Raw genomic sequence first — 17,479 nt, forward strand, 5'->3', positions numbered from 1 at the left:
TCTCATTCACTCTTATGGGTAATTTGAAAGGCACAGCAGGCTTCCCCGCTTACCATGCTCTGTTCAGCCACTACTTTGCTGTCTTCCAGAAGATTGGAAAACACTCGCAATTCCTGTCCGCACATACCTTGATAGTTACGGGCGATATTCCAAATCGGACAATTATATTGCTTTAATGTATAGGAATAATCGTTATTTTTTTCCAACTCAACCATATACCCATTCTGTTCTTGTATATGAGCCAGTTTTTCGACCCGTTGATGAAAATCCTCCTCAGGCATTTGAGTCTGAAATTCTTTCTTTAAACGTTCTGCCCGTTGCTTTAACAAATCGTACACCATAGGCTTACCGTATAATGATTCAATGTCTTTCAATAATTCCACTGAAAAGGATTCATAATGGCTGGTAAAAGTATGCTGACCTTTTTCTGTCAATTCATAATAATTCAATGGCCGTCCGACAGATTGACGAACTTGTCTTGCCTGGACCAGTTTCTGTCTCTCGAGGTCATGAATATGCTTCCTTACAGCAATTTCAGAAATCCCGACTTTTTCGGCAAGTTCTGAGATTGTAAGGGTGTTATTTTTTTTCAATAAAAGTAATAGCGTCTCTTTCGTAGAGGATTGCTTCATCAACCATCACCTCTTCTTTCTTTCATTATAAAGAATAGTAAGAAGAGAGTAAATTTATAATCCTGTAATTTGTAATATTGTCACAGTTTATGAGTTAGAAAAAGCAGAAACCGGACCTAGTTCCTCATCCAGATATCTTCTTATGGCTGCCGGGAAATTGTCAATGACCTCACCGGACTCTTTCCATATAGCATGGATGGACCCATGATCGATATCCAGATAATCCTGGATAAGCATTTTACGAAGCCGTATAAAAGACTTGAATTGTTCCTGATGGGCTTCAGGGATGACTTTTTCATCGGTAAGGATATCAATAATATCCTCATAGCTCCCAGGGTCACGCATAATAAACCCATCAATCATCATATTTCCTACATCAATGATTGATTCAATCGTCATATGAGTGATTCGTTCCAGGCTTAACCTTTCTAAAAACGATTCAAACGCATGATTTTGATATTCATTAGTGAGACCTTCCATGAAAAGCAATGTACTTTCAATTTTTTTTCGATCAACAAAATACATAGCAGCACCTCCATACAAATGCATCATAACCTAATTCTTTCATCATGATATCACATTTACATACATAACAGGAAAAGGATGCATATTTACGTAGTTATACAAACTCTGCTATCATATATAAGGACTTTAATGTATCGGAGGAGAAGTAATTGGATAGAGAACTCGCATTAGAATTAGTACGTGTAACCGAAGCAGCTGCCATAGCCTCAGCACAATGGATGGGACGCGGCGATAAGATCAACGCAGATGACGCAGCTACCTCGGCCATGAGAGCTATGTTTGATTCCGTAGCAATGGAAGGTGTCGTAGTCATTGGAGAAGGAGAATTGGATGAGGCACCGATGCTTTATATAGGTGAGGAATTAGGTAATAAGACCGGTCCTGCTGTAGATATTGCTGTCGACCCGCTGGAAGGCACAAATATAGTCGCTAAAGGTCATAACAACGCCATGGCTGTCATAGCAGCAGCAGAGCGAGGTGCCCTTCTTCATGCCCCGGACATGTATATGGATAAAATTGCCGTCGGTAAAAATGCCAAAGGACTTATTCATCTTGATGATCCGATTGAACGTACCATCGATATTGTAGCACGCGCCAATAACAAACGGGTAAGAGACCTGACTGTCATTATCCAGGAACGGGACCGCCATGAAGACCTTATCCAGCGAGTAATCCAAAAAGGGGCACGAGTCAAGCTGTTTGGTGACGGCGATGTGGGTGCATCAATCGCTACATGCCTCCCTCATACAGGAGTAGACTTGTTCGTTGGCAGAGGTGGTGCTCCAGAAGGTGTAATCTCCGCTGCGGCAATCAAGAGTTTAGACGGCGATATGCAGGCTCGACTAGTACCTCAAAATGACGCTGAAAGTGACCGCTGTAAAACGATGGGGTTAGAGGACCCGCTGCAGTTATTGACGATGGACGATTTAGTTAAAAGCGACGACGCCATTTTTGCTGCTACAGGTGTAACTGAAGGTGAACTTTTGAATGGTGTGAAATTTCTGGGCGGTGATTTGACCGAAACGGATTCCATCGTCATGCGAGCTAAAACGAAGACCGTTCGCTTTGTGAAAGCTCACCACCATCTTTCCCAAAAGCCTCACTTGGTCATGAATGAAAAATAAGGAGGAATCAGAAATGGAAGAAGAACGTTTCTTTCTCTATGATGAACAAGAAAAAAGCGATACCCGTTTCGTAAGTTTCATGGGAGCGACCCACCGTCATGATTTAGCCCTTGTAAAAACAAGCCGCTATTACGGGAAAACACTGGTTCTCGATATTCAAGGCAATCGTTTTGCAATCATCGGCCATGATGACCTTGAAGAACCTGGCTACCTGGAGCATGCCTTCAATTTAAATGAAATTGACGCGGAAGAACTTCGTGAATTTTTAAGGGAAGCTATTTAATATATATAAAAACCCTTCTTTAGCTTGAAGCCAAAGAAGGGTTTTTTAGTTGATTTTTTTCAATAAAAAATAGGCACATCCAAAATTACAGTACTCGTATAAATAATCCTCGAGTGTACTGATTTTTGTATCGAAAGTAGCTTTTGGATTCTGATCATCATAAAATCCCCGCAAGCGCAGCTGACCGTATCCCCAGTCACCCACAATATAATCATACTTGCTCAAAATATCACTGAACCGCTGTTCTATAGCTTCCACCTGATAACCATTCCGATAATCTCTCACGATTTCATATTGTTTACCAAACAATTCAATCATTTCCATCACCTCTTACACTAACTAAATTTTATCATACTTTTCACTATATAGTCACAGGGAATATTTAATTCGTATGAATTCACCGGCTTCGCCCGAAAATAGTTACAGGGGGAACATATAAAAAAGGAGGAAACCAAGTGAACAAAACCTTTGCAGCATCCATCCTTATAAGCGGTATATTACTGGGAGGGTGTGCAGGACAAGAAGATGAAAATGCAATGGACCGTTATGGCAATAAAGATGATAACCAAGGAGCATTGAACGGAAATGCTATGGATAATTACCAGTCCCCCGCTGAACGGGATGGGGAGGGAGATATGACTGATCAATTAGGTTATGTCCGTTATGACAAAAGCCAGGTGGATCCCCAAGGGGATTATTCTACAAGCGTGAACCGGGAAGAAACCGCCGATATGATAACGAAAATGATTTTAACCATGGATGAGATAACGAATGCAGGGACATTGGTAACAGATGACGAAGTGCTGATCGCTTATGAGAAAGCAGATGAGATCGACCGTAACCAGGCAGCTGATATGGTCAAAAAGACAGCATTGAGTCTTGTTCCCCGTTACTACGAAGTTTATGTATCTGATCAGGAACAATCTTTTGGGGATATCCAAAGTTTAAGTAATTCGAGTATTAATGATAAAAATTACGACAACGTTCTGGAAAATGCCATTAAGCGGATGCGGCAATCCCCGCAAGGCGAAGCAACCTATAATGATGAAACAAAATCAAAGACAGATCCACGGGATTCAACAAATAATATGATGAACGCTAAATAACCACACAGGAAAGTGGATACCCACTTTCCTGTTTATTTTATCTCTTTCCCTCTGTTTCACTTATTTTCCATAAATAGTTGAGCCCGGCATTTCACAAGCTAAGGTTATCAATTGGTTGGAGTGACGAATGATGAAACGAACAGCTATGTTTATCTTCCTTTTCTTTATGTTTGCAGGTGCCTTATTTTCCTCTATTGCTTCAGGTGCAGAAAAAAGTGAAGAACAGATAAAAAAAGAAGAAAACCAAACCCGGATGAACTTATATAAAAAGACCGCTGCTACTACGCTCATTCCCTGGTACTATCTGGCAGCAATTGACCAGTTTGAACGTCAGGTGCATGAAGACTTTCCTGAGGATAGGGTAACCGCTATCCAGCCGGAAAGTGTCTTTTGGAATGGCTTGGATAACCCAAATCAATCAGATAGGCAATCCCCATTGATAACAAAAATGTTCAACGGATGGGGAGATGATGGAAATGGCGATGGAATTGCAGATAAGAATAACGATGAGGACGTATTATACAGTATCGCATCGTACCTTTCTTCCTTTGGTCATAATCCAGACGATATAAAGATCGCTTTATGGCAATATTACCATCGTGACTTAAGTGTTCAAACGATCATGAATAATGCACGTGTCTTCAAACATTTCGGTACCATCCATTTAACAGACCGGAACTTTCCTGTCCCGCTCCATGCCAACTATAGCTACCGTAGCACATGGGGGGATGCAAGGGGATTCGGTGGAAGAAGGATCCATGAAGGTACAGATATTTTCGCTAATTATGGCGTTCCCGTGCAGTCCACTACTTATGGAGTCATTGAAATGAAAGGGTGGAACAAATATGGCGGATGGCGCATTGGTATAAGGGATATTTTCAACATTTATCACTACTATGCGCATTTGAATGGATTTGAGGACGGTGTAAATGTCGGCGATGTTGTAAAACCCGGGGATGTCATCGGTTCTGTAGGAGCCACAGGATATGGACCTCCAGGAACCTCCGGTAAGTTCCCTCCCCACTTACATTATGGCATGTACAAAGATAACGGATATAGTGAGTGGTCGTTCGACCCTTATCCTTATTTAAAAAAGTGGGAACGGATGTCCAGAGATTAACAACCGCAAATTATAAAGCACTAAAATAGAGCGCCGTACAATACCATGTACGGCGCTCGATAGTTTATGATTTAGATTTGCGTACAGCATTCATAATACTTGCTGTCAGACCTCCCCATATAACAACCATGCCAATAACCATCATAACAATTGCACTGCCTGTCATATTAAACGACCTCCTCTTTGCTCTGTGATTCTTCCTTCAAAGAGCTCGCATGCCAGCGTTTAAAGGTTAGCAGGATGCCGACTACTAAAGCAAAGGCTGCGACAGACCATCCTCCAAAGAGGATGAAGGCATCCGAATACCCTTCATAGTTACCTGTCTCTGTATCAAATTGTTTAGTTAGGTTCTGTCTGAACAAGTCAAACATCATATAACCAAGAACTATAGGTGTAATGCCCCCTAAGCTGATTTTCCACCAGCTGCCCAGACGAATATCAGAAATAGCATTTGCATGGTTTTGAAGATCAGTAAGCTTACGAAGGAACCATGCAATCATGACGACCTCCACCAGTCCTACAAAGGCTACACCGAACTGGTTGATGAAATAATCGGCGGCATCCAGGAAGTAAAGACCACCCTGGGTTGAGAATAAAATAGATGTTAAAGCAGCCAAACCGCCACCAATTCCTACAGCTGCAGTTCTGGAAAGACCCAGCTTCTCTTTGATCCCTGCTACATAGGTTTCTGAAATAGAAATAAGAGAAGATAAACCAGCAAGAACTAATGATAAGAAGAATAAGAATCCGAATAATCCATTCAACGCAGGCATTTCGTTAATGATTTGCGGGAATACAACAAAGGCAAGGCCGACTCCGCCACTTACTACCTCTTCTACACCCACACCATTTTGCTGCGCCATGAAACCTAATGCACCGAACACACCGATACCGGCGAGCAGTTCAAAACTTGAGTTACCGAAACCGGTAATGAAGGCATTGTTTGTAATATCCGATTTTTTCGGAAGATAACTGGAATACGTAATCATGATCGCGAATGCAATAGATAAACTGAAGAAGATCTGTCCGTAGGCTGCAACCCAAACACTTCCACTCATGATCGTATCAAAATTTGGTGCAAAGAAGGTTTGAAGACCTTCTGCCGCTCCAGGCAAAGTAATAGCACGAAGCACGATAATCAGGAATAGTACTACAAGAGTTGGTATGAAAATTTTGTTAGCAACTTCAATACCCTTCTTGACACCCTTGAATAAGACACCAAGAGTGATCAGCCATACGAAGATTAACGGGAAAAACACACCAGGTACAAGGCTTCCTGTTTGACCAGGATCTACAGATAAGTTCAAATAATCACTAAATAAGAAAGCCTCAGTATCCTGTCCCCAGCTTAAGTTGAATGCAAAGTAGCTGTAAGAAATCGCCCATGCAATGATTACGGCATAATACGTGGAAATGACGAATGAAACCAATACGGCCCACCAGCCAAGCCATTCTGTCTTTTTATTCATTCGAAAGAACGAAAGTGGAGCTGAACCGCGATACTTATGACCAATGGTAAACTCCATGATCAATAACGGAATACCAGCAGTCAATAGGGCGAATAAATAAGGGATAAAAAATGCTCCCCCACCATTCTCATAAGCTACTGCGGGAAACCGCCAAATATTACCCAAGCCGATAGCAGAGCCCATGGCCGCTAATATAAAACCAGCCCGCGTCCCCCATTGTGAACGTTTTTCCATTTTGTAAGACCTCCCTTTGTTTTAATTCTCCCTCACTCTTCTATTATGCTTGTATTTAAGAGAGAATGTTATAAAAATTTATTTTTTTCAGATAATTCAACTTATCTGCTTGTATTATACCGTGACTAAAGAAGGGTGTCAAAGAAATATTAAATTATTCAGATTTTTCTATCATAGGAAAAAACAAACAAAAAAAGCGCGTCATCACTTTAACGCGCTTTTTATAATTACTGATTATTTTCTTTCAGCGAAGGTGAAAACAGATGAATCAATATACCTATAGCGCTTGTAATGACCAACGTAAGAATCAATGGGAGAACTACTTCCCCGGTAAATCCTAAAATAAGATAACCAATTCCTGCAGCTGCTGCGGCAATCAAGGCATAAGGTAATTGAGTAAGCACATGATCGATATGGTTAGCCCCCGCTCCAGTGGATGACAATATCGTTGTATCAGATATCGGAGAGCAGTGATCTCCAAAAACTGATCCTGCCAGAACTGCAGATAAAGCTGGCAGGATCAGGCTTACATCTTGTATAGCAGCAATCTCTCCAGCTATTGGCAGCATGATCCCGAAGGTTCCCCATGAAGTACCAGTTCCAAGCGCCATGAATCCGGAAACGACGAATATCAAAAATGGCAGATATGCCGGGCTAATGGAAGCTTTTTCTACAAGGCCGGCTAAATATTCACCAGTAGCCAATTGATCAATCACTGAACCGATGATCCAGGCAAATACTAAAATATAAATAGCTGGAAGCATAGCCTTCGTCCCTTCCCACAGCACATTGCCCATGTGAGATTTAGGACCCGGCTGAAGGCCGTAGAATATTGCCGCTGTAATAACAGACAATAGTCCTCCTGTGAACAAGGAGATATTCACATTCGTATTTTCAAAAATCGATAACAAGGTAGCCGTTCCTTCTGTATTTTGAATACCTGTAACCATCATGGCCCCTATGGTTCCGATAATCAACACAGCAATCGGGACTAATAAATGATATATTCTGCCGTTATCATGCGGCTTGAATTCATCATTCAAATCCCCCGGGATATCCCCACGTGATGGGTCAGTGACTTCCCCTGTTTCCAATGCTCTCTTCTCATGTTTTCTCATTGGACCCACATCAATCTTCATATATGCTGCCATAAATACTAATAATAAAGCAGCAAACACATAAAGATTGGCAGGTATCATTTTAACAAAAGCTTCTAAAGGCTGATAATCAGATATCTCATTCGCCACGAGAATACTGCCGATTGTGCCAATGATGTAAGCACCCCAGCTGGAAATCGGCGAAATAACCGTCACTGGTGCAGATGTAGAGTCAATAAAATAAGCAAGTTTGGCTCGTGATATTTTATACCGGTCGGTTAATGGCCGTGCTACCTGCCCAACTGCTAAAGCGTTGAAATAATCATCAATGAAAATGATTATTCCTAAATATGCCGGTACCGCCTGAGCACCCGTCCTTGTTTTAATACGATTGATCGCCCATTCACCAAAAGCCTTGCTGCCCCCAGAGGCTGTCATGAAAGCAGTCGCCATTCCAAGCAGGATTAAGAATAAGAATAAATAAATATTCCCCATATTCCATCCTTCCAGAGATAACAGCTTAGCGGTGTCAACGATGAATATTTCATAGAACATCGTCCAAATTGCTCCTGCCGTCTCCATAATACTGAAGTCATATAGAAGTAAAGCACCTACAATGATTCCGATGCCCAAAGACAATATGACCTTGCGTGTAACAATAACCAATATAAGCATTAAAATTGCAGGTATCAAAGAGTAGATTGTACCTTCCATGCTAATTCCCCTCCATATCTGTGATTCTTTAGATGGTCACATTCTTTTTGAATGTGGGGATGCCATGGGTGTGTGGATATATACTACTGTGGTAAATGAGGAATAAAAAAAGAGCAATGAAAGAAAAATAATCTTTCATTGCTCTTGGACAGCAAATTTGATTATCCTTCATTTCGATCAGTAGCGCACCATGCATCCATATCTTTAGTATGCATGACAGTGCCTTTCCTATTAGGAAAAGCACCAGCATTTCCGTATTCGACCATACTTCATGCTTCGGCAGACAGCCCTTTTACCAACCATCCTCGTTGTCATTCTCCAGTTGATTACTCATGCAGCCTGCGCCTCTACCTCACCGATCTGATAAGGTCACGCAATATTAAAATTTCCTCGAGTATTGTATCAATTAATAATTAATTATGCAAGAGATTTTCTAAATAGTCTCTGTTAATTCTCAGTGCTGATTTTTAAGTTGAAGACTCAGTTTCGAGACTTTAGGTTGCGGTTATGGTGGCTGGGAAAACGGATCGCTTTCCGTGGGCATGAGGTGAGCTTCCTCAGGCTGCGCCTTGCGGGATCTCACCGATCATGTTCACCCCACAGGAGTCTCACCGTTTTCCAGCCACCATACGTTTATTAGTGTCTCGAAACATCTTTTAAATACGTGCTTTTGGAAGAAGGCATACTCAATTTAGCATTGTAATAGAAATTTGATCACACTAGGGGTGGACTTTCCAATCACGATTTCGAGTATCTTTTATGGCAAAGGGCGTAGGGGAACTGCGAGACTCCTGTGGGAAATGCGTGTTAGATGAGACCCCACAGAGCGTCAGCTCGAGGAGGCTCATCACTCGCCCACGGAAAGCGAGTTGTTCCCCAACGCCCTTACCCTCTTACAATATCTCGAAATCAAGTCTTCGACTTTTCGGCCATATAATTGAATAGGTCTTATGAGGTTTTAAGGAGATGGATCGACTTGGAACCCATCCATTGGTAAGGAGAATGAAGGTGATTTCTGACTTCCTGACCCATTATAGAAATCCGGCACTTCTCCCATGATTGTACTTTGATCAACTGGGATATCAGCGGTCACCACGGTGGTGCGGGTAGAAAACGGGATGACGATCCGCACGTCGACTTCGATATGTATCGTCAATTCAAACATAGCTGCATTGATCCCGTATTCCGTTATCTTATTTTCCACATTTGACTGCACATAGCCAATAACTTCAAATTGGACCGGTACCCGAGGTCCTAAGTTGGCTAATAGCACATTGTTAGTAGCCTGACCGATTGGAATTTCAACTAATGTAGGTGATTGCCTTTTATCTTCTGGAGTTTCCTCTTCCTCCTCTTCAAGGGGGACATCCAGTGGAGTTCCAGGATCTGGTACTTCTCCTCGCTCCATTTGTTTCAAGTAATTCTGAACCCGAAAAGTCGTATTACGTAATACTCGATTTACTACTACCGAATTCCAGCCCATATATACAATGTTCCCACTTTCATCCTTCTCCATTTTTACAAGATCTTCAAAACTGAGATCATCGGCAATCCGTTTACTAACTGCTTCTAGGATGGCATCACGGCCAAACTGTTGCGTTTTGGTTTCAGCAATCTCTATCAAAGTCGGAGTAATGCCACGATTGATTATCCATAAGCTTAAAAAGGTGAAAAAAATGAAAAAGATGAACGTAACTATAAAGATACTGGCCATTGAAGGAGGCCCATGATTTTTCGCATATTTGCCCAACTGCCATACCCCCTTACCACATCTTATGTAGGGGTGGAGTGAAATAGTATAAGCCTATCATCGAAAGTCAAAATCCCAGTGAATAATCAACAGTATGAATTGTATGGGAGTCCATACCTAATGGAAATTAGAAAAGCTCAGAGCTATAGGCTCTAAGCTTTTTCGGAGTTAATCTTCAACTTTTCAAACTGGGCTATCATTTATGAGGTAGACGCAAGCTTTAACAACGCGTCTTTCCCTTTCATCCCTGGTTGCCATCCCTTTTCTTTACTGGCATCTGTCACCTTTTCAAGTGGTGCTTCCAACAGTTGTTCAATGGTACGAACACCAAAAGCACGGCCGGCAATCACCTTACGATTTGCCAGTTTTTCACTTAATAAATCCACATCAAGAGCAGCACACATGATATAACCCTCATCATTCGATACAATCAGCAAGTTGGTCTTAGGAAGTGCCACCGTTATTGCAGTAAAGGGGTATTCTTCTATGAAAATCGGTTTTACATTGATGATGGTCCCCACATCCTTTTTGTTTTACCTTATGTGAAAGGCAGTAAAGGTGTGAGTAGAATATGAAAAGCTCTAACGCCTGTTTAAAGCGTTAGAGCTTACATTATTTTTCGCGTTTCAATGTCGCTACAAGCAAATCCCTCAATAGTTCGGGCATATAATATTTTTTGTTCTTCGCATATGCAACTTCAGGAAGCAGACGGCCAAAGGTGAATGTATCTGCAGTAGCAACCTGATACACACCGTCAGGCTTTAATGATTCTCCTTTGAAAAGCACTTCTTGTATCCGTTCATTACCTAGATCATCTTTTTTCGTATGAATTTCAACTCCGGAAAACACCATACGCCCAATAACCTCGCCTCGAAAGCCAAACCCTTTCAACTTGACTTCGGTAAACTCTTTAGTATGGGCAGCCCGGATTACTTCAAGAAGTTCATCTCCATTCAATTCCACCTTACAGGGGTTCATCGGATGTGGGCAGATACGATGGACATCTTCATAACACACCTCGCCGGCACTTAAATGATCGAGTAATACACCTGCATTAAGCATCGCAATATCAGCTTCCGTCCATTCTTTTAGCGTATCCACCAAACCTTTCATCAATTTTGTTTCGTGGAACCAGCCGACTTCTTCCGAGACAGGTAATTGCGTTACGTGCTCTTTCAGATTAGCTGTCGCTTCTTCCTCTATCGCTCGTAAAGCTTCAACAGTGACCTGATCTTTTGCCATATCTTCGGTAGGGATGGCATAGGCCTCTTTTCCAGTCAGTTCCCCTCGTTCATGGTCCCACTCCAGCATAACTTCTCCAAGGTGTGTACCATGCTTGCCTGCAGCGGTCAGTAACGTATTTCCGATAAACTCACCACTTCTGAACAAGTGGTGGGTATGCCCTCCTATGATGATGTCTATTTCCTTAAAGCGGCGGGCTATTTCTTCATCATCATTAATGCCAAGATGTGACAATAAAACGATGATATCTGTTTGTTCGGATAATGCCGAAAGTTCCCGTTCCAGGGTTTCATACGGAAGTTCGACACTCCAGCCAAGCATGCTATAAAACAATTGGAAGGGAGCAGTCAAACCAATGACCCCGATTTTCACTCCTTGCTTACTCTCGACCACTTTATGGTCTTTAAGCCATAAGGGCTGTGGTTCCTTCTCTCTTTTCAAATTGGCACATAACACTTCGAAATCAGCTTCATCATACAATTCGTACAATCCTTCACGCGATAAGGTAATACCTTCATTATTTCCAAGGTTGGCAAAATGGTATCCTGCCTGATTCAACAGCTCGACATTCCCTTTTCCCATCAGTCCTTCAGCAATGGGATGGAACCTGTCTACATGATCCCCATTATCCAGCAGCCAATAACTTTGGCCCTGTCTTTCCCGTTTATCTTTTTGTTGATTAAAATATCCAATAATTTGTGGCCAATTTTCAAAATGGCTGTGAAGATCATTCGTATAATATAAGAATATTTTTTCCTTCATCATCAAATCTCCTTATCCTATACCCTTCAAAATTAATCGAATCGCTACAATTATCAGCATCACTCTAAGAAGCCATTCGACGTACTGTCCTTTCAACACTTTATTCACTTTTGCCCCTAACATGCCACCTAAATATGCTCCAGGGATAAAAGCCAGTGTGTATAACCATTCTACATTACCCAATAGGATGTGGGTAACAGAATTAGATATACTCATAAAGAAAATCATAAACATCGAGGTAGCTGTGGCTATATGAGCTGGAAAGCCAAATAACAGGATCATAGCCGGCACCATCAAGGAGCCTCCCCCGATTCCAAATAAGCCGGACATCATCCCGACTGTAAACGCCAGCAATCCACCAGCATTCGGTGAATAAGCATACCGGTATGTTTCTCCACCAAGTTCCATTTTCCTTTGTATGCCGCCCCGATTTTTTTCTAATAGAGCTTGATTATTTTTTCTCGGCAGGAAAAATACTCCGAATACGAGTAGCATTAATATCCCGAATAATAGCGAAAACTTCCCGGCAGAAAAAAACTGATTCAGATAGGAACCCAGAATTCCTCCCGGGACACTGCCAATAAGAAAAATCCATCCACTCTTAAAATCCACCCGCTTACTTTTCATATAGGATAACGCGGAGGACATACCTGTAAAAATCATCGTAACAATAGATATTCCTACTATTTTTTGAGGTGTCGCCCAACTGAACGCCTCGAAAGCCTGGCTTAAGAACAACATGACAGGGACGAGAATGATTCCCCCGCCAAGCCCGGCAATACTCCCGAAAAAAGCCGAAACCAGTCCAATAAGTACAGAAATGATTAAAACGAATACCATTTTTTCACATCCATATTACATTTTCATACTAACATATCATTGTTTATGTAGAGCATGGAAGAGATTATAAACTCTTTTCCATACCCATACCCGTTAAGAAACAAGAAAAACCGTGCTGCTGATTCATATCAGCAGCACGGTTCATTTTAAATTGAAAGTTATCGGGGATTAACCGATGGAACCTTCCATTTCGAACTTAATCAGACGGTTCATTTCAACTGCATATTCCATTGGCAGCTCTTTAGTAAATGGCTCGATGAAGCCCATGACGATCATTTCTGTTGCTTCTTCTTCAGAAATACCGCGGCTCATCAGATAGAAGAGCTGCTCTTCAGAAACTTTGGATACTTTCGCTTCGTGCTCTAACGAAATATTCTCGTTCATGATTTCGTTATAAGGGATAGTATCAGAAGTTGACTGATTATCCATGATAAGGGTATCACATTCAACGTTGGAACGTGCGCCTTCTGCTTTACGTCCGAATTGCACAATACCACGATACGTTACTTTACCACCATGCTTGGAAATAGATTTAGAAACGATGGAAGAAGACGTATTTGGTGCCAGGTGAATCATTTTAGCACCGGCATCCTGATGCTGTCCTTTACCTGCCAGAGCGATGGACAATGTCATACCGCGGGCACCTTCGCCCTTCAGGATAACTGCTGGGTATTTCATTGTCAGCTTGGAACCAAGGTTACCATCCACCCATTCCATAGTTGCATTGGCATCCGCAGTAGCACGCTTTGTAACGAGGTTATAGACGTTGTTCGCCCAGTTCTGGATCGTAGTATAACGGCAATACGCATTTTTCTTAACAAAGATTTCAACTACTGCACTATGCAGGGAGTTTGTTGTATAGACAGGAGCTGTACAACCTTCTACATAGTGGACAGAAGCGTCTTCGTCAACGATAATCAACGTACGCTCAAACTGCCCCATATTTTCTGAATTGATTCGGAAGTAAGCTTGTAGTGGCGTATCCACTTTAACACCTTTTGGTACATAGATGAAAGAACCACCGGACCATACCGCAGAGTTCAATGCAGAAAACTTATTATCAGAGGGAGGAATTACTTTTCCGAAATACTCTCTGAAAAGTTCTTCGTCCTCTTTCAAAGCAGAGTCTGTATCTTTAAAGATGATTCCCTGTTTTTCCAAATCTTCTTGCATATTGTGGTAAACCACTTCAGATTCATACTGTGCAGATACACCTGCAAGGTACTTCTGTTCTGCTTCAGGGATACCCAATTTATCAAACGTATTCTTGATTTCTTCCGGTACTTCATCCCAGGAACGTTCAGAGCGTTCAGACGGTTTTACATAGTAAGTGATTTCATCGAAATCAAGTTCGGCAAGATCCCCGCCCCACTGAGGCATCGGCATTTTGTAAAAATGCTCCAATGACTTCAAACGGAAGTCAAGCATCCATTCCGGCTCTTCTTTATAACGGGAAATTTCCTCAACGACTTCTTTTGTCAGTCCCCTTTGAGTACGGAAAATTGAAACATCCTTCTCATGAAACCCATATTTATAATCTTCGATTTCTGGCGCCTTTTTGGCCATAATCAAAAACCTCCTTTTGGTGTTATACCGTGACTAAGACTGTCCTTGTTCGTCAACACCTTTTTCCATAGCCTTCCATGCCAATGTGGCACATTTGATTCTAGCCGGGAACTTCGATACGCCTTGCAGAGCTTCGATATCCCCCAAATCAAATTCCTGTTCATCAATCTCTTTTCCTTGCATCATATCTGAAAAGAGCTTTGACATCGCCAAAGCATCTTCTACACGCTTTCCTTTGACGGCTTGCGTCATCATGGAAGCAGAAGACATACTGATGGAGCATCCTTCCCCATCAAACTTAGCATCTTTGACCAGCCCATCTTCTACTTGCAGCTGAAGCTGAATGCGATCACCGCAAGTAGGATTATTCATGTCGATGGACATGTGGTCGTCTCCTTCAATGGTTCCACGGTTACGCGGATTTTTATAGTGATCCATGATGACTTGTCTGTAAAGTGTATCCAGGTTATTAAAAGACATCGCCAAAATACTCCTTTGTTTTTTGTAATCCTTCGACAAGTCGATCAATATCTTCTTTTGTGTTATACAAATAAAAGCTGGCACGGGCAGTAGCTGAGACATCCAGCCACCGCATCAACGGCTGTGCGCAATGATGACCGGCACGGACCGCGATGCCTTCCGCATCAAGCACGGTAGCGACATCATGCGGGTGTACATCATCAAGATTAAAAGTGACCAGACCCGCACGTTCTTCCGGACCGTAAATAGTCAGGCCATCTATCTCCCTCATACGTTCCATCGCATAGTTGACGAGTGTGTGTTCGTGTTCTGCAATCTCATTTAAGCCAATTTCATTAATGAAGTCGATCGCTGCTCCCAGCCCGATGGCCCCGCCAATAATCGGCGTTCCACCTTCGAATTTCCAAGGGAGCTCTTTCCACGTAGAGTCGTATAGGTTAACAAAATCAATCATCTCTCCGCCGAATTCAAATGGTTCCATGTCATTCAGCAGGGCACGCTTGCCATAAAGTACTCCGATACCTGTCGGACCACACATTTTATGACCCGAAAAAGCGTAAAAGTCACAGTCTAAATCTTGCACGTCTACCTTCAGATGAGGTGCACTTTGTGCTCCATCAACGAGCATGACCGCTTCATGACGATGGGCGATTTCCGCTATTTCTTTTACAGGATTGATTGTACCAAGAACATTGGAAACATGCATGACTGCTACAATTTTAGTTTGATCCGTAACGGTTTCTTCTACATCTTTTAAATCAATGGTACCGTCTGCCTGGAGCGGAATATATTTCAAGGTAGCTCCAGTAGCTTTTGCCACTTGCTGCCAGGGTATGATGTTGCTGTGATGTTCCATAGGAGTGATGACAATTTCATCATCCTCGCCAAGTTCTGCACGACCATAGCTGGAAGCTACTGTGTTGATTGCGGTTGTCGTTCCACGAGTGAAAATGACCTCTTGGGTACTATGAGCATTGATGAAGCGGCGGACCTTCTCACGGGCTCCTTCATATTCATCTGTAGCTTTTGTACCAAGTGTATGGACCCCTCGATGGACATTGGAATTATAACTACGATAATATTCATCCAGCTTTTCAATGACAGAAACTGGTTTTTGTGAAGTAGCGGATGAATCCAAATAGACAAGTGGGTGTCCATTAACCTCTTGATCCAAAATCGGAAAGGATTGACGGACAGCTTTTATATCCATCAATTTACTTTCCCTTCAATCACTTGTGTCAACTGCTCCTTCACTGCATCAATCGGCAGTTGATTTACTACAGGAGCCAGGAAGCCATGGATGACAAGGCGTTCCGCTTCTTTTTGTGAAATACCGCGGCTCATCAAATAGAATAATTGCATTGGGTCCACACGGCCTACGGATGCTGCGTGACCTGCAGTTACATCATCTTCATCAATCAGAAGAATGGGATTTGCATCCCCACGGGCATCTTTACTTAACATCAACACGCGAGATTCCTGTTCTGCATTGGACTTAGTTGCACCGTGTTCAATTTTACCAATGCCATTGAAGATGGCAGTAGCTTTATCCTTCATGACGCCGTGCTGAAGGATATATCCTTCAGATGCTTTCCCGTAATGGACAATTCGCGCAGTGAAGTTCTGCTTTTGATTTCCTCGTCCCACCGATACTGTTTTGGCATCACCAAGGGCGTTATCACCCATCAGGTAAGTGTAGTTTTCCGAGATAGTATAACCATCATTCATTTGTCCAAGTGCCCATTCAATTTTTGCATCGCGGTCCGCGACCCCCCGGCGATTCACATACGTAGTAGTACCGGCGCCCAGGTTATCTACAGCTCCAAACGATACTTTTGCATTATCATGAGCAAATACTTCAGTAAGAATATTAGTAACTGCTTCTTCCTCTTCATTATTATGTGAAATATAATTTTCCACATAAGTCACAGAACTGTTCTTATCTGCAACGACAATAACATGGTTGAATAGTGCAGCCTCTGGATCTTCCTGCCAGAAAATTGCCTGAAGCGGTTCTTCCACTTGTACATTCTCCGGCACATAAACAAACACTCCGCCATTCATTAGAGCCGCATGCAATGCAGTCAGACGATGTTCATCTACTTGGATTCCGTCTTTCATATAATATTTTTCTACAAGATCGCTATATTCTTTAACCGCTGTTTTCATGTCCGTGAAAATTACCCCGTTATCTTTCAACGATTGAGATAAAGAAGCGAAAGCAGGACGTTGATCTTTTTGGATCAATAAATTTTGTTCATCTTTATTCTGGTCAATAAAGTTCAGGATTTGATCCGGTAGTTCAGCTAACGACTCCATTTTCTCACCACGTAAGTCGTGCGTGAACTTTGTAAAATTCCAGCGGTCTATTTTGGTTTTGTCAGGCTTTGGCATCGGCAGGCGTTCCGCTTGCTGCAATGCATCCAGACGAAGGGTTTTCATCCATTCTGGTTCGTTCAAGCCTTCAGAGAATTTGCTGACATATTCTTTGTCGTACCCTAGTGAGATTTCTACTGTCATGGTATCCCTCCTATC

At 42.2% G+C, this 17,479-nt stretch carries 18 protein-coding genes and 1 riboswitch; of the genes, 4 read left to right on the plus strand and 14 right to left on the minus strand.

Annotated features, from left to right (window positions below):
- Positions 1–2: 2 nt before the first annotated feature.
- Together P855_RS20805 and P855_RS0110760 are read right to left on the minus strand one after the other, a co-directional pair.
- Complete coding sequence (locus P855_RS20805) at positions 3–632, minus strand: helix-turn-helix transcriptional regulator (RefSeq protein WP_051353177.1); 630 nt, start codon at positions 630–632, stop codon at positions 3–5.
- A gap of 87 nt (positions 633–719) precedes the next feature.
- On the minus strand, positions 720–1,157 hold the full coding sequence (locus P855_RS0110760; RefSeq protein ID WP_028783586.1) for a DUF86 domain-containing protein: 438 nt from the start codon (positions 1,155–1,157) through the stop codon (positions 720–722).
- Positions 1,158–1,306: 149 nt separating this feature from the next.
- On the opposite strand from P855_RS0110760, the gene glpX reads away from it, so the two are divergent.
- Entirely contained in the window at positions 1,307–2,281 is a 975-nt protein-coding gene (gene glpX / locus P855_RS0110765) for a class II fructose-bisphosphatase (RefSeq protein WP_028783587.1), read from the plus strand.
- A 13-nt stretch (positions 2,282–2,294) separates the two neighbouring features.
- Entirely contained in the window at positions 2,295–2,564 is a 270-nt protein-coding gene (locus tag P855_RS0110770; protein WP_152526229.1) for a DUF3055 domain-containing protein, read from the plus strand.
- A gap of 45 nt (positions 2,565–2,609) precedes the next feature.
- Here the strand turns inward: P855_RS0110770 and P855_RS0110775 are convergent, their stop codons facing one another.
- Positions 2,610–2,882 carry a YutD family protein gene (locus tag P855_RS0110775; protein WP_028783589.1) on the minus strand — a complete coding sequence of 91 codons (273 nt, stop codon included), beginning with the start codon at positions 2,880–2,882 and terminating at the stop codon, positions 2,610–2,612.
- Positions 2,883–3,019: 137 nt separating this feature from the next.
- On the opposite strand from P855_RS0110775, the gene P855_RS20810 reads away from it, so the two are divergent.
- On the plus strand, positions 3,020–3,670 hold the full coding sequence (locus tag P855_RS20810; RefSeq protein ID WP_051353178.1) for a YhcN/YlaJ family sporulation lipoprotein: 651 nt from the start codon (positions 3,020–3,022) through the stop codon (positions 3,668–3,670).
- 130 nt (positions 3,671–3,800) lie between these two features.
- Complete coding sequence (locus P855_RS0110785; protein WP_084315676.1) at positions 3,801–4,790, plus strand: M23 family metallopeptidase; 990 nt, start codon at positions 3,801–3,803, stop codon at positions 4,788–4,790.
- A gap of 64 nt (positions 4,791–4,854) precedes the next feature.
- On the opposite strand, the gene P855_RS21810 is transcribed toward P855_RS0110785, so the two are convergent.
- From P855_RS21810 to sufD, 11 genes are all read right to left on the minus strand, one after another.
- Positions 4,855–4,956 (minus strand): methionine/alanine import family NSS transporter small subunit, encoded by a 102-nt coding sequence (locus tag P855_RS21810; protein WP_084315677.1) that lies wholly within the window; start codon positions 4,954–4,956, stop codon positions 4,855–4,857.
- Between the two features lies 1 nt (position 4,957).
- Positions 4,958–6,493 (minus strand): sodium-dependent transporter, encoded by a 1,536-nt coding sequence (locus tag P855_RS0110795; protein ID WP_028783591.1) that lies wholly within the window; start codon positions 6,491–6,493, stop codon positions 4,958–4,960.
- A gap of 227 nt (positions 6,494–6,720) precedes the next feature.
- The gene (locus P855_RS0110800; RefSeq protein WP_028783592.1) at positions 6,721–8,304 is read right to left on the minus strand and encodes a Na+/H+ antiporter NhaC family protein; all 1,584 of its coding nucleotides are present in this window, start codon (positions 8,302–8,304) and stop codon (positions 6,721–6,723) included.
- A 173-nt stretch (positions 8,305–8,477) separates the two neighbouring features.
- Positions 8,478–8,662: riboswitch (Lysine riboswitch) on the minus strand.
- Between the two features lie 600 nt (positions 8,663–9,262).
- Positions 9,263–10,054, minus strand: coding sequence for a sporulation protein YunB (gene yunB, locus P855_RS0110805; protein ID WP_028783593.1), 792 nt, complete (start codon positions 10,052–10,054; stop codon positions 9,263–9,265).
- A 200-nt stretch (positions 10,055–10,254) separates the two neighbouring features.
- The gene (locus P855_RS0110810) at positions 10,255–10,566 is read right to left on the minus strand and encodes a YunC family protein (RefSeq protein WP_028783594.1); all 312 of its coding nucleotides are present in this window, start codon (positions 10,564–10,566) and stop codon (positions 10,255–10,257) included.
- Between the two features lie 100 nt (positions 10,567–10,666).
- Positions 10,667–12,058 (minus strand): bifunctional metallophosphatase/5'-nucleotidase, encoded by a 1,392-nt coding sequence (locus P855_RS0110815; RefSeq protein ID WP_028783595.1) that lies wholly within the window; start codon positions 12,056–12,058, stop codon positions 10,667–10,669.
- 12 nt (positions 12,059–12,070) lie between these two features.
- Entirely contained in the window at positions 12,071–12,898 is an 828-nt protein-coding gene (locus P855_RS0110820; RefSeq protein WP_028783596.1) for a sulfite exporter TauE/SafE family protein, read from the minus strand.
- 168 nt (positions 12,899–13,066) lie between these two features.
- Complete coding sequence (gene sufB / locus P855_RS0110825; RefSeq protein WP_028783597.1) at positions 13,067–14,464, minus strand: Fe-S cluster assembly protein SufB; 1,398 nt, start codon at positions 14,462–14,464, stop codon at positions 13,067–13,069.
- Positions 14,465–14,497: 33 nt separating this feature from the next.
- Positions 14,498–14,944, minus strand: coding sequence for a Fe-S cluster assembly sulfur transfer protein SufU (sufU, locus tag P855_RS0110830; RefSeq protein ID WP_028783598.1), 447 nt, complete (start codon positions 14,942–14,944; stop codon positions 14,498–14,500).
- A complete protein-coding gene (locus P855_RS0110835; RefSeq protein WP_028783599.1) occupies positions 14,934–16,154 on the minus strand; it encodes a cysteine desulfurase in 1,221 nt (406 codons plus the stop codon). The genes sufU and P855_RS0110835 overlap by 11 nt, the downstream gene beginning before the upstream one ends.
- Positions 16,154–17,464 carry a Fe-S cluster assembly protein SufD gene (gene sufD / locus P855_RS0110840; protein ID WP_028783600.1) on the minus strand — a complete coding sequence of 437 codons (1,311 nt, stop codon included), beginning with the start codon at positions 17,462–17,464 and terminating at the stop codon, positions 16,154–16,156. The genes P855_RS0110835 and sufD overlap by 1 nt, the downstream gene beginning before the upstream one ends.
- Between the last annotated feature and the right edge of the window lie 15 nt (positions 17,465–17,479).

The organism is Thalassobacillus devorans MSP14 (genome assembly GCF_000496835.1).
Taxonomy (GTDB): Bacteria; Bacillota; Bacilli; order Bacillales; family Halobacillaceae; genus Thalassobacillus; species Thalassobacillus devorans_B.